The 13347-nt window shown below is 67.4% G+C and carries 11 protein-coding genes; 7 read left to right on the forward strand and 4 right to left on the reverse strand.

From position 1 onward, the window contains the following. From CEP50_RS19045 to cutA, 4 genes are all read right to left on the reverse strand, one after another. The coding region (locus tag CEP50_RS19045; protein WP_258175427.1) for a DPP IV N-terminal domain-containing protein at positions 1-675 on the reverse strand (675 nt) is incomplete at its 3' end. A gap of 96 nt (positions 676-771) precedes the next feature. After that, positions 772-2127, reverse strand: a complete 1356-nt coding sequence (locus CEP50_RS19050; RefSeq protein ID WP_106115296.1) for a NupC/NupG family nucleoside CNT transporter — start codon at positions 2125-2127, stop codon at positions 772-774. 205 nt (positions 2128-2332) lie between these two features. Next, positions 2333-2650 (reverse strand): hypothetical protein, encoded by a 318-nt coding sequence (locus CEP50_RS19055; RefSeq protein WP_106115297.1) that lies wholly within the window; start codon positions 2648-2650, stop codon positions 2333-2335. Positions 2651-2754: 104 nt separating this feature from the next. Further along, complete coding sequence (cutA, locus tag CEP50_RS19060; protein ID WP_106115298.1) at positions 2755-3072, reverse strand: divalent-cation tolerance protein CutA; 318 nt, start codon at positions 3070-3072, stop codon at positions 2755-2757. A gap of 157 nt (positions 3073-3229) precedes the next feature. Between cutA and CEP50_RS19065 the strand changes: the two genes are divergently transcribed. From CEP50_RS19065 to CEP50_RS19095, 7 genes are all read left to right on the forward strand, one after another. Next, positions 3230-3442, forward strand: a complete 213-nt coding sequence (locus tag CEP50_RS19065; RefSeq protein WP_181188462.1) for a DUF2795 domain-containing protein — start codon at positions 3230-3232, stop codon at positions 3440-3442. A gap of 60 nt (positions 3443-3502) precedes the next feature. Further along, on the forward strand, positions 3503-3790 hold the full coding sequence (locus CEP50_RS19070) for a 4a-hydroxytetrahydrobiopterin dehydratase (RefSeq protein ID WP_106115300.1): 288 nt from the start codon (positions 3503-3505) through the stop codon (positions 3788-3790). A gap of 624 nt (positions 3791-4414) precedes the next feature. Further along, positions 4415-8983, forward strand: a complete 4569-nt coding sequence (gltB, locus tag CEP50_RS19075) for a glutamate synthase large subunit (protein ID WP_106115301.1) — start codon at positions 4415-4417, stop codon at positions 8981-8983. After that, positions 8976-10427 (forward strand): glutamate synthase subunit beta, encoded by a 1452-nt coding sequence (locus CEP50_RS19080; protein ID WP_106115302.1) that lies wholly within the window; start codon positions 8976-8978, stop codon positions 10425-10427. The genes gltB and CEP50_RS19080 overlap by 8 nt, the downstream gene beginning before the upstream one ends. A 585-nt stretch (positions 10428-11012) precedes the next feature. Further along, entirely contained in the window at positions 11013-12152 is a 1140-nt protein-coding gene (locus CEP50_RS19085; RefSeq protein ID WP_106115303.1) for a S1 family peptidase, read from the forward strand. A gap of 144 nt (positions 12153-12296) precedes the next feature. Beyond that, positions 12297-12752, forward strand: a complete 456-nt coding sequence (locus tag CEP50_RS19090) for an RrF2 family transcriptional regulator (RefSeq protein WP_026449003.1) — start codon at positions 12297-12299, stop codon at positions 12750-12752. A gap of 136 nt (positions 12753-12888) precedes the next feature. After that, positions 12889-13347 (forward strand): sulfite exporter TauE/SafE family protein (locus tag CEP50_RS19095; RefSeq protein ID WP_258175429.1); only part of this gene is annotated, 459 nt, incomplete at its 3' end.

Below are 13347 nucleotides of genomic sequence, written 5' to 3' on the forward strand. Positions count from 1 at the left end.
CGGGGGCAGGGTGGGGTCGGTGGGGTCGGTGAGGTTCCACCGGGCCACGGCGGACTCGTCGACCCGCGTGGCCAGCACCGCCGATCCGTCCGGCGACCACCAGTAACCGCGTCGGCGGTTCATCTCCTCGGCGGCGATGAACTCCGCGGTGCCCCAGCTCTGTTGGTCGTGGTCGGGCTCGGCCAACGCCTGGTCCCCGCTGCCGTCGGAGCCGATCACCCGCAGGGCACCTCCGGAGGTGTAGGCGATCCGTGTTCCGTCCGGGCTGGGCCGGGGATCGGCCACCGGGTGCCGAGCGGGCAGTCGGGTGACCTCCCCGGTGTCGAGGTCGACGACGAACAGCGCCCCGGAGAGCGCGAAAGCGACCGTGGATACCGGGGAGTCGGTCGCGTAGCTCGTGATTCCCGAAGCACGTTCACGGACGCGCTCCCTACGGGCCTTCTCCGCCGGAGAGGCGGCATCGGTGTCGTCCAGTTCGGCCGGGTCGGCCACACGGTGTTCCCGTCCGTCCTCGGGGGTGAACATCCACAGGGCGTTGTTGCGGTCCGTGCCGCTCGAGGACCGCAGGAACAGCACCCGCCGCCCGTCCGGTGACACAGTGAAATCGCGTGGCGCCCCCAGGGTGAATCCCTGGGTTCGGGCGCTGTGACGAGGAAACGTATCGGCTGCGGTCATGGCAGTAGCCTGTCAAACCCTCGTCCGGCCGTGTGCGGGGTGGGCCACAACCGGATGCGTCCCCCGCCCCGCCACCGGGACGGGGGACGCGGCTCCTCAGGGCACGATGATGCCGGCGATCGCCGCGCTCATCAGGTTCGCCAGCGTGCCGGCCAGCACGGCCCGGATGGCGAACTGGGCGATCAGGGGTCTCCGGGAGGGGACCATTCCCCCGAGTCCTCCGAGGAGGATGCCCAGCGAGCCGAAGTTGGCGAATCCGGTGAGTGCGAAGGTGACGATGACGGTGGTGCGGTCGGAGAGCCCCTCGGCGGCGGGACCGAAGTCGGCGAAGGCGACGAACTCGTTGAGGGCCAGTTTCTGCCCCAGGAAACTCCCCGCCTCCACGGCCTCGTTGAGCGGCACGCCGATGGCGACCATCACCGGTGAGAAGACGTAACCGAGCACGCGTTGGAAGGTGAGGTCCTCCAGCCCGAACAGACCACCCACTCCACCGAGGATCAGGTTGAGCAGCGCGATCAGCGAGATGAAGGCGAACAGCATCGCCCCCACGTTGAGCGCGAGTCGCATCCCGTCGGAGGCACCGACGGCGGCGGCGTCGATGACGTTGCGTGGTTTCTCGGAACCCTCCGGTGCTGCCGGGGCCTCTTCCTCGTCGGGAGCGTCGGTGTCGGCGGTCCCCTCGTCGGGGCTCTCCGAGGAACTCGTGGCCGAGCCGCCCGTGCTGGCGAGCACGGCCCGGTCACTGGTGGACTTCTCCGTTTCCGGGACGATGATCTTGGCCATCAGCAGCCCGGCCGGGGCGGCCATGAAGCTCGCGGCGATCAGGTACTCCAGGTCGGCTCCCAGCAGGGAGTACCCCACGAGCACCGTTCCCGCCACCGTGGACAGTCCTCCGGCCATGACGGCGAAGAACTCGGAACGGGTCATCCGCGCCAGATAGGGGCGTACGACCAGCGGGGCCTCCGTCTGTCCCACGAAGATGTTCGCGGTGGCGTTCAGGGACTCGGCCCTGGTGGTGCCGAGTACTTTCTGCAGACCTCCTCCGATGAGGCGCACCACCCACTGCAGGATGTTCCAGTGGTAGAGCACCGCGGTCAGCGAGGCGATGAACACGATGATGGGCAGTACCTGGAAGGCGAACACGGTCGCGTTGCCCTCGAGCTGCCCGAGCAGCGGGCCGACCATGAACTCGATGCCCTCGTTGGCCGAGTCGATCACTCTGCCGACACCGTCGGCCACCACACCCAGAACCCGTGTTCCCGGATCCCACCGCAGCACCAAAAAAGCGAAGATCACTTGGATCGCCAGGGCTCCGAGAACCGTGCGCGGTCGGATGGAACGGGGACTCGTGGACAGGGCGACCGCGATCAGCAGCAGCACGATCATGCCGCCGATGCCCCACAGTATGTGCACGAAACAGTCCTTTCTGCTTTCGCCCGGTGGGCGGTTCATCACGTTTCGCGAACGCTGACCGCCTACGTCACCATTGTCGGATCGCCGAATGTTGACACGTGGCCGAGCGGGCGGACAGAGCGGGACACGTTTCGTCGCGGCGTGGAACCGGAGTTTTTCGCTGAGCGGAAGAGGATCAGCGCCCGGGTTTCGTGTCGGAGGCAGGTGGACACACTCGGTGGTCGGGATCTCCGGGGGTGAACGGTCAGCGACGCCGTTCCACGGCGGCCGCGAGTCTGCGGATGAACACGAACACGAGCGGGAAGACCCCCAGCACCGCCCACCTGCCGTCGTCCAGCCACAGCCACAACAACAGGCCCGCCAGCAGGGCCAGCACACCCGCGCGGCTCCCCCAGTCCGCGGCGGCGCGGTGCAGCCGGATCAGCACCAGTCCCGCCAGCGCGACGAACACCCCGGCCGGGATCCAGTCCCACCGGAGGGTGAGCGTCGCCAGGAGCGTTCCCAGCGCCGGTCCGACGGTCGCGGTGTAGATGTCGGTGCGGGTGATGGTCGGCTGTTTCATCCGGCTGGGTCCCTTGAGTGTCGCGGTCGCGACGTTCGTGTGTGGGCTGGTGGTCGGTTGTCCGTTGCCGCGGCGTCCGACGACGCGAACGCCGCGGCGGGCTCCTACTGGCCGGTTTCCTCGTCGACCCAGGACAGGTACTCCGGGTCACCGGAGACGATCGGTGTGGCGATGATCTCCGGGACCTCGTAGTTGTGGTGTTTCCGGAGATGCTCGACCAGCCCGTCGAGACGACTCCGCGAGGTCTTGATCTGCAGTTGCCACTCCCGTTCGTCCTGGACTCCCCCTTCCCAACGGAAGAAGCTGCGCACCTCCGCGACCTGCACACACGCTCCGTGGCGACCGTGGACAACCCCGCGTGCCAGCTCCGCGGCGGTTTCGGCCGAGTCGGTTGTCGTGACGACCTGTAGGTGTTCCGCCATGGCCTCAGGCTAGCCGCGGCAGGCGGGCGAAGATCCACCAGGCGAGGTTTACCCGCCTCGGACGGAAGGTATTCCCCGGGATAGAGGGCGAGTCGATGATCGCCCGGTGCTCTCCGAGCACCGGAGGAACGCGTACCGTGCCCGTGAGGAGAGGATCATGACCGACGCGGACGAACGACGGGTGAGCAAGGCCCTGCAGGGACTGGAGTTCCCGGCGGACCGGGAACAGCTGCTCCGTTACGCGGAGCAGCGACAGGCTGACCCGCGGACGCTGCGCGCCCTGCGGGCGCTTCCCGCCGGGGTCTACCACGACGGTGCGGAGGTCGAGAACTCTCTTCCCCAGCGCCCCGAACGGGAGGGCTCCGACTGAGAATCCCTGTTGCGGGGCTGGTGTCACGCGGTACGTGTACGTGAAGGCGAGGTGGACGCAGTGCCCGAGTTGTTGGATCGCGAGACCATCGTGAGCAGGCTGGCGTCGGGTTGGGAGTACCGGGACGGGGCTGTGCACAGGACCTGGCAGCTCAAGGGCTTCCTCACGGCGATGAGCATGGCCAACGCGATCGCGCACCTGGCCAACGAGGCCAACCATCACCCCGATCTGTCCGTGCACGACTACAACCGGCTGACCGTGCGCGTCACCACGCACTCCGCCGGCGGGGTGACCGAGAACGACCTGGGGTTGGCCGAGCGGATCGAGCGGCTGCACGACGCGGAATGAGGCCCTCCTGTCCGTGACCCCGGCGTCCGGTTCCGCCGGGGCGCAGTGGAACGCCCTCGTGCCGTCCCCGGTGTGGTGGCACGGGGGTGCGTTCCGAACCGCGGAATCCGGTGAGCGGCGGAGGCTTTTCGAGGAATTCCTTCCGTCCGTCGAATTCACCGGAAAAATGTTTTCGTCCTTCTTTTTCTGCGAGAGATCCGTTTCCCTCGCGTTCTCCGGGGTTCGTGGGGCTATGGGGAGTGGAACAACATGTCTGTAGTGACTGTTGTTTCAGTATTGAATGAAATCTTTGTTCCACAAAGGGGTCACTGCTACCTTCCGGGGAGACAGCAACCCCCTCGCCAAGCACGCGCTCGACGAGCGGGCTCTCGGGTCGGTAGCGTCCAACCGGTCGGACCCGGACTGTCGTGCGCCGCCACGAGTTCCCACTTCGTGGGAAAATGACGCGCGAGTGTAACGCGTGTTACTTACTCGTAGTCGAGCGCGGCGGCGATCTGTATAGTTTCGCGAACTGACCAAGAGTGCAACGGCGCATCCTTCTTGTCAGCTCCGGAGAGGTTTCTACGGTCTCACTCTGTCGTGTCCACGCGGTTGGGATCGTTGCCTGAGGACGGGAGGATCCGAATGCCGGTTTCCCAGAATGCGAGAGGTCGTGCGCAACGGGGCGCCGACGGTGCGGGGCTCTACGACCCTGCCAACGATCACGATGCGTGCGGTGTGGCGCTCGTCGCCGACATGAGCGGCCGCAAGGACCACGCCATCGTACGCAACGCGCTGCAGGCCCTGCGTAACCTGGAACACCGGGGCGCCAAAGGCGCGGATCCGGACACCGGTGACGGTGTGGGAATCCTGACGCAGGTCCCGGACGCCTTCCTGCGTGAGGTGGTCCCCTTCGAGCTGCCCGCCGCCGGTTCCTACGCGGTCGGCAACGCTTTTCTTCCCGACGACGAGGTCGAGTGCGAACGCGCCGTGGCCGAGATCGAGCGTCTCGCCACGGAGGAGGGGCTGCACGTTCTCGGGTGGAGGGAACTGCCGGTCGAGCCGAGTTGTGCGGGCTCGCTCGCGCGGAGCGTGATGCCGCGCTTCCGCCAACTGTTCGTCGCCGAGGGGGCGAGCGCCGACGACGGGCAGGACCCCGTGATGCGGCTGGAACGCCGCGCCTTCTGCCTGCGCAAGCGGGCCGAGCACAGTGTCGACGTCTATTTCCCCAGCCTGTCGGCGCGCACTCTCGTCTACAAGGGGATGCTGACCGAGGCGCAGCTCGACGCCTTCTTCATGGATCTGACCGACGAGCGGTTCACCAGCGCGATCGGACTGGTGCACTCGCGGTTCTCCACCAACACCTTCCCCTCGTGGCCGCTGGCACATCCGTACCGGTACATCGCGCACAACGGTGAGATCAACACCATGCGCGGGAACCGGAACTGGATGCGGACCCGCGAGAGCATGCTCGACACCGACCTGATCCCGGGGGATCTGTCCAGGCTCTATCCGATAGCCACCCCGGACGCCAGTGACTCGGCCACCTTCGACGAGGTGCTCGAACTGCTGCACCTCGGTGGACGCTCCCTGCCGCACTCGGTGCTCATGATGATCCCCGAGGCGTGGGAGAACCACGCGGAGATGGATCCGCAGCGCCGTGCCTTCTACGAGTTCCACAACAACCTCATGGAGCCCTGGGACGGGCCGGCGCTGGTCACCTTCACCGACGGCACACGGGTCGGGGCGGTGCTCGACCGCAACGGGCTGCGTCCGGGACGCTACTGGATCACGCACGACAACATGGTCGTGCTGGCCAGTGAGACCGGTGTGCTGGACATCGCTCCGGAACGGATCGCCCGCAAGGGGAGGTTGCAGCCGGGCAGGATGTTCCTCGTCGACACCGAGCAGGCACGGGTGGTCCCCGACGACGAGGTGAAGAGCGAGCTGGCCTCCCAGCACCCCTACCGCCAGTGGCTCGACGAAGGAATGGTGCACCTCGAGGACCTGCCGCGGCGCTCCCGGGAAGTGCCCACGCACTCCTCGCTGGTGCAGCGTCAGCAGCTGTTCGGCTACACCCAGGAGGAAGTGGACAAGCTGCTCAAGCCGATGGCCGTCGGCGGCGCCGAGCCGGTCGGCTCCATGGGCAACGACGTTCCGCTCGCGCCGTTGTCCGAGCGCCCGCGCCAGTTGTTCGACTACTTCACGCAGCTGTTCGCCCAGGTGACGAATCCGGCGCTGGACGCCATCCGCGAGGAGCTGGTGACCTCGCTGAGCACCCACGTCGGTCCCGAGCACAACCTGTTGGAGACCGACCCCGCCGCCTGTCACCAGCTCGTGCTGCCCTTCCCGGTGCTGGACAACGACGAACTGGCCAAGCTCGTCCACATCAACGACGACGGGGACCGTCCCGACCTGCAGTCGGTGACCGTGCACATGGTCTACCGCGCCGCGGGGGGCGGTCAGGCACTGCGGGAACGGCTCGACGAGATCTGCCGTGAGGTCTCCGAGGCCGTGGCCTCGGGGGCGCGGATCATCGTGCTCTCCGACCGCGGGGCCGACGCCGAGTACGCGGCGATCCCCTCGTTGCTGTTGACGGGGGCGGTGCATCACCACCTCATCCGGGAGAAGACCCGGACCCAGGTGGGGCTCGTCGTCGAGGCGGGCGACGTACGCGAGGTGCACCACGTGGCCCTGCTGATCGGGTACGGAGCGGCGGCGGTCAACCCGTACCTGGCCATGGCCAGTGTGGAGGATCTGGCCGGACGCGGTGAACTGTCCGGGACGGACGGGAAGAAGGCCACCGAGAACCTGATCAAGGCGCTCGGCAAGGGGCTGCGCAAGACCATGTCGAAGATCGGTGTCTCCACCGTGTCCTCCTACACCGGAGCACAGATCTTCGAGGCGATCGGCCTCGGTGAGGAGATCGTCGAGCGGTGCTTCGCGGGCACCACCTCCCGCTTGGGCGGGCTCGACTTCGACACCCTCGCCGACGAGATCGCCCAGCGGCACCGCAGGACCTTCCCCGAACACGGGCTCAAGGCCCACCACAGGGAACTGGACGTGGGCGGGGAGTACCAGTGGCGACGCGAGGGTGATCCGCACCTGTTCAACCCGCACACGGTGTTCAAGCTGCAACACTCCACGCGCAGCGGACAGTACGACGTCTTCAAGGAGTACACCAACCACGTCGACGAGCAGTCCGAGCGGCTGATGACGCTGCGTGGGCTGCTGCGGTTCAAAGAGGGCGTACGCGAACCGGTGGACATCGACGAGGTCGAACCCGTCTCGGAGATCGTGAAACGGTTCGCCACCGGCGGCATTTCCTACGGATCCATCTCCAAGGAGATGCACGAGGTGCTCGCGATCGCGATGAACCGCCTCGGTGGGAAGTCGAACACCGGTGAGGGCGGTGAGGACGCCGACAGGTTCACGGTGGATCCCAACGGCGACTGGCGCCGTTCGGCCATCAAGCAGGCCGCCAGTGGGCGTTTCGGTGTGACCAGCGAGTACCTGGTCAACGCCGACGACATCCAGATCAAGATCGCCCAGGGGGCCAAGCCGGGAGAGGGCGGCCAGCTGCCCGGACACAAGGTCTACCCGTGGATCGCCGACACGCGCCACTCCACCCCCGGAGTGGGGCTGATCTCGCCGCCGCCGCACCACGACATCTACTCCATCGAGGACATCGCCCAGCTGATCTACGACCTGAAGAACGCCAACCCGCGGGCCCGGGTGCACGTCAAGCTGGTCTCCGAGGTCGGGGTGGGCACGGTCGCGGCCGGAGTGAGCAAGGCGCACGCCGACGTGGTGCTCGTTTCCGGGCACGACGGTGGTACCGGAGCCTCGCCGCTGTCCTCGATCAAACACGCCGGGGCCCCGTGGGAGCTCGGCTTGGCCGAGACCCAGCAGACGCTGCTGGCCAACGGGCTCAGGGACCGGATCGTGGTGCAGACCGACGGTCAACTCAAGACCGGGCGCGACGTGGTCATCGCCGCCCTGTTGGGAGCCGAGGAGTTCGGGTTCGCGACCGCTCCGTTGGTGGTCTCCGGCTGCGTCATGATGCGGGTCTGCCACCTGGACACCTGCCCGGTGGGGGTTGCCACGCAGAACCCCGAGTTGCGGGCGAAGTTCGACGGGCGTGCCGAGTACATCGTCCGGTTCTTCGAGTTCGTCGCCCAGGAGGTCCGGGAGCACTTGGCCGCGCTGGGCTTCCGCTCCATCGAGGAGGCGGTCGGCCACACCGAGGTGCTGGACACCGACCCCGCCTGTCGACACTGGAAGACCGAGGGCATCGATCTGTCCCCGATCCTGCACGTGCCCGAGGTCGCCGCGGGCGAGGCCAGGCACTGCACCTCCAGTCAGGAGCACGGGCTGGAGAAGGCGCTGGACAACACCCTGATCCAGCTCAGCGAGGGGGCACTGACCGAGGGAACGCCGCTGACCCTGGAGCTGCCGGTACGCAACGTCAACCGGTCCGTCGGCACCATGCTCGGGTACGAACTCACCCGCAGGTGGGGTGGTGCCGGGCTGGCCGACGACACCATCGACGTCACCTTCACCGGCTCTGCGGGGCAGTCGTTCGGTGCCTTCGTGCCGCGCGGGATCACCCTGCGGTTGACCGGTGACGCCAACGACTACGTCGGCAAGGGGCTGTCCGGTGGGCGGATCGTGCTGCGTCCCCCGGAGGACGCGGCCTTCTCCGCCGAGGAGAACGTGATCGCGGGGAACGTGCTGCTCTACGGGGCTACCCAGGGCGAGATGTTCGTCCGCGGTGTCGTCGGCGAGCGTTTCGCGGTGCGCAACTCCGGTGCTTCGGCGGTCGTGGAAGGAGTGGGCGACCACGGCTGTGAGTACATGACCGGGGGCCGGGTGGCCGTGCTCGGGACCACGGGGCGCAACTTCGCCGCCGGGATGTCCGGAGGAATCGCCTATGTGCTCGACCTGAGGTCCGAACGGGTCAATCCGGACATGGTGGATCTGGACCCGCTCGGTGAACAGGACCGTCGGGAACTCGCCGAGTTGCTCGAGAGGCATCACCACGAGACCGGTTCCACCGTGGCGCGCCGGTTGCTGGATGACTGGGAGAACGCCGTGCGGCGTTTCGTCAAAGTCATGCCGAAGGACTTCAAACGCGTGCTCAGTGCCAAGGCCGACGCCGAGCGCGAGGGCCGCGACGTCAACGAGGCGATCATGGAGGCCGCTCATGGCTGACCCGAAGGGCTTTCTGACCACGCCGCGCGAGACGCCGCGGCGCCGGCCGGTGGACATTCGGCTCAAGGACTGGCGGGAGGTCTACGAGGAGTTCTCCCACCAGCACCTCCAGCAGCAGGCCGGGCGGTGCATGGACTGCGGGATTCCCTTCTGCCACCAGGGATGTCCGCTGGGCAACCTCATTCCGGAGTGGAACGACCTGGTCTGGAAGGAGGACTGGCACGCCGCTCTGGAGCGGTTGCACGCCACCAACAACTTTCCGGAGTTCACCGGCACGCTGTGCCCCGCTCCCTGCGAGGCGGCCTGTGTGCTGGGGATCAACTCGGACGCGGTGAGCATCAAGCAGGTGGAGATCGAGATCATCGATCGCGCCTGGGAGGAGGGGTGGGTACCTCCGCAGCCCCCCACCTCCTCGACCGGCCGTACCGTGGCCGTGGTCGGCTCGGGACCGGCGGGGCTCGCCGCTGCCCAGCAGCTCACACGCGCCGGGCACCGTGTGGTGGTCTACGAGCGGGCCGATCGGATCGGTGGCCTGCTGCGCTACGGCATTCCCGAGTTCAAGATGGAGAAGTTCCGGCTGAACCGCAGGCTGGAGCAGATGCGTGCCGAGGGGACCGAGTTCCGCACCGGTGTGAACGTGGGTGTGGACCTCACCGTCGAGCAGTTGCGCGACGAGCACGACGCCGTGGTACTGGCGGGCGGCTCGACGGTCTCCAGAGAGCTGCCCGTGCCGGGCAGGGAGCTCGACGGGGTGCACCAGGCGATGGAGTACCTTCCGCAGGCCAACCGGGTGCGGGAGGGCGACCTGGAGAGCGCCCCCATCGACGCGGCCGGTAAGCACGTGGTCATCATCGGCGGCGGGGACACCGGTGCGGACTGCCTCGGTACGGCCCATCGTCAGGGGGCCGCCTCGGTGACCCAGCTGGAGATCATGCCGACTCCGCCGAGCAGCAGGCCGGACAACCAGCCCTGGCCCACCTACCCGATGCTCTACCGGGTCTCCTCCGCTCACGAGGAGGGCGGTCAGCGGTTGTTCTCGGTGAACACGCAGGAGTTCCTGGGCGACGAGCAGGGACGGGTACGTGCGCTGCGTCTGGTCGAGGTTCGCCGGGAGAACGGTGGGTTCGTCCCGGTGGAGGGCACCGAGCGTGAACTGCCGTGCCAGTTGGCGCTGCTGGCCATGGGGTTCGTGGGACCCGAGCGGACCGGAATGGTCGAGGACCTGGGGGTCGAACTCGACGCCCGGGGCAACGTCGCACGGGACTCCTCCTTCATGACCAGCGTGGACGGTGTGTTCAGCGCCGGTGACATGGGACGTGGCCAGTCCCTGATCGTCTGGGCCATTTCCGAGGGACGGTCGGCGGCCGCCGGAGTGGATCGTTATATGATGGGGCGGGACACCCTTCCGGCTCCGATCACTCCGACGGATCGTCCGCTTTCCTGAGTCCTCGCTCGCGGAACGTCAGTGGGGCCCTGCGGGGCCCCACTTTTCGTGGCCCGAAAAGATCGAATTGCTTCGTCGGTGTTGAGGAACGAAGAAGATTTTCGGGGAACGGGCAACCCGTAAGGGCGTTGTTCCGTCCGACAGGTGGAAGGGAAAAGGGTGTTCGGGAGCGGTTCTTCCCGGTTGGAGCATACTTTTTCTTTCCCGTTTTTCGCGTTTCGCCTCCCCTGTGCCCCGTTTCGCTCTTCGTCGTGGACACTCTGTGTCACCAGCGGGGTGAGGTGGGGCCGGACGGGGGAGAGCGGGAGCGTCATCCCCTCTCGCCTGGCGTTTCCCTTTCTCTCTTCGAGGAAGAGCAGAAAATCCTATCAGTCGTGGTGGCTCTGTCAACGCAAAGAGGGCGGCTGTTTCGCCTGTTCCGGTTCGGATCATGGTTTTCCGTTCTCGTGTCGACACGAACAGTGATCGCTCGGTGCTACTCCTTTTGCGAACGTTGCTGCAAAAGCAGTATTGTCGCCGTTCTCTTTTCTCCGGAAACTCTTCGGCCACCGAATCAGATCCGTTTCGTGGCTAAGGAGAACACGGATGCGACGAAAATTAGCCGGTCGGATGGCCGCGACCGCGCTGTTGGCGGTCGGAACCCTGACCGCCATGACGGCCCCGGCCACGGCGAACTCCGTGGCCGACTCCCGGGGTGAAGGCCCGGAACGGGCGACCACCATGATGCAGGCCATGCAGCGTGACCTGGGACTCACCCGGGACGAAGCACGCCAACGACTCGCCGACGAGGCCTCGGCCCGGCAGACCGCCGACCGTCTCAGGGACGTGTTGGGATCCGGGTTCGGAGGTTTCCGCTACGACGCCGCGAGTGGGGACCTGGTCGTCTCGGTGACCGATCCCGACCGTTTCGACGAGGTCCGCGCCCACGGAGCGGTACCGGAACTGGTCGACGACACTCGTGCCGAGCTGCGCCGGACCGGCAAGGTGCTGGACGGGCACGCGCAGCGTGCCCCGCGCTCGGTGACGGGGTGGTACGTGGACTCCGCGAGCAACTCCGTGGTGGTGACCACGGAGCACGGCACGGCCGAGCGGGCCGAACGGTTCGTGCGTTCGACGGGGGTGTCGCCGGACAGGGTGCGGGTGGTCGAGTCCGGTGAGCGGCCCCGTACCTACGCGGACGTGATCGGCGGGCAGCGTTACACCATCAACGGCTCCACCGTGTGCTCGGTCGGTTTCGCGGTGTCCGGTGGTTTCGTCACGGCCGGGCACTGCGGTGATCCGGGAGACCGGACCAGCAGTCCGAGCGGAACCTTCGCCGGTTCCTCGTTCCCCGGCAACGACTACGCCTACGTGCGGACGGGGTCGGACGACACGCTGCGGCCGTGGGTGGACACCTACGACGGCTCCGTACGCACGGTGCGCGGCTCCCGCTCCGCTCCCGTCGGTTCCTCGGTGTGCCGTTCCGGGCAGACCACCGGTTGGCACTGCGGCACCATCGAGGCCAAGAACCAGACCGTGCGCTACCCCAGCGGCACCGTCCGGGGGCTGACCCGCACCGACGTGTGTGCCGAGCCGGGGGACTCCGGTGGTTCGTTCATCTCCGGGAACCAGGCCCAGGGAATGACCTCCGGGGGCTCCGGAAACTGCACCTACGGTGGAACCACCTACTTCCAGCCGGTGAACGAGGCGCTGAACGCCTACGGGGTGAGCCTGGTGACCGGCTGATCCGTATCCCGTACCGGAAAGGGGCCGTCCCCGCCGGGAGGACACCTCGGGGCCACCCGTCCACTGGGCGGGTGGCCCCGGATCGTTCCCAGGGGCGGTCCGGGCTGGCGGCGCGGGGGCTCGGCGGTGATGAACAATCGGGTCATGCGAATTTCGGCCAAGGTGGACTACGCGTTGCGCGCGCTGATCCAGATAGCCCGCGCCCAGACCGGGCCGGTCAGCGCCGAGGACGTGGCGCTCGCCCAGGGAATCCCCCGTAACTTTCTGCAGGCGGTGCTCAGCGATCTGCGCCGGGCCGGATTCGTGGCGAGTCGACGGGGACAGGCCGGTGGATGGGTCCTGGACCGGGACCCCGCGAGCATCTCCATCGCCGACGTGATCAGGGCCACCGACGGGCCTCTCGTCAGTGTGCACGGCACCCGCGCCGAGGACGTGTGCTACGAGCCGTCGGTGGCCATTCTGCAGTGGGTCTGGATCGCCGTGCGCAGCAGCCTGCGCGAAGTGCTCGAGAATGTCACCATAGCCCAGCTCGTCTCCGGACAACTTCCCCCGGACGTGGCGGCCCGGACCAGTGAGAGCGGGGTCTGGGAGTCGCGGTGAGCAACCGCGGTCGAGGCTCTCCCGAGTGGTGGGAGCGCCTTGACCGGTTCGGCGGAAAGTGTACTGTTTTTATCAACTTAGTCGTAAAAGCCGCTCGGGCTCACGGAGTGCGAGCGGGAACGGTCTGGAGGCATTGGTGCCCACTCTGTTACTCGTGGCAGTGGCCGGATTTCTCGCCCAACTGGTCGACGGATCACTGGGCATGGGATTCGGCGTTACGGCCACCACAGGCCTGTTGGCCGTGGGAACCGTGCCCGTGATGGCTTCGGCCTCGGTACACCTGGCCAAGATCGGTACCGCCGTCGCCTCCGGGGCCTCCCACTGGAGGATGCGGAACGTGGACTGGCGGATGGTCGGTTGGCTGGCCATCCCCGGAGGTCTCGGCGGGTTCCTGGGGGCAACGGCGCTCTCCTCCGTGGCCACCGGGTCCGCGCGGGCCTGGATGGCCGTGCTGCTGCTCGTGCTGGGCAGCTACGTGGTGGTGCGGTTCTCGGCGTGGTCGCGTCCGGTCCACGGGAGCGGGCTCACCCCCGCCGGGCGACGTTGGCTGGTGCCGCTCGGGGGAGTGGGGGGTTTCGTGGACGCCGTGGGGGGC

Source organism: Actinopolyspora mortivallis (genome assembly GCF_003001495.1).
GTDB classification, from domain to species: domain Bacteria; phylum Actinomycetota; class Actinomycetes; order Mycobacteriales; family Pseudonocardiaceae; genus Actinopolyspora; species Actinopolyspora mortivallis_A.

Coding starts and splice junctions, on each gene's coding strand:
- gltB (WP_106115301.1), top strand. CDS start 4,415: ATGCCGGTTTCCCAGAATGCGAGAGGTCGTGCGCAACGGGGCGCCGAC.
- CEP50_RS19055 (WP_106115297.1), bottom strand. CDS start 2,650: ATGAAACAGCCGACCATCACCCGCACCGACATCTACACCGCGACCGTC.
- CEP50_RS19080 (WP_106115302.1), top strand. CDS start 8,976: ATGGCTGACCCGAAGGGCTTTCTGACCACGCCGCGCGAGACGCCGCGG.
- cutA (WP_106115298.1), bottom strand. CDS start 3,072: ATGGCGGAACACCTACAGGTCGTCACGACAACCGACTCGGCCGAAACC.
- CEP50_RS19065 (WP_181188462.1), top strand. CDS start 3,230: ATGACCGACGCGGACGAACGACGGGTGAGCAAGGCCCTGCAGGGACTG.
- CEP50_RS19085 (WP_106115303.1), top strand. CDS start 11,013: ATGCGACGAAAATTAGCCGGTCGGATGGCCGCGACCGCGCTGTTGGCG.
- CEP50_RS19090 (WP_026449003.1), top strand. CDS start 12,297: ATGCGAATTTCGGCCAAGGTGGACTACGCGTTGCGCGCGCTGATCCAG.
- CEP50_RS19050 (WP_106115296.1), bottom strand. CDS start 2,127: ATGAACCGCCCACCGGGCGAAAGCAGAAAGGACTGTTTCGTGCACATA.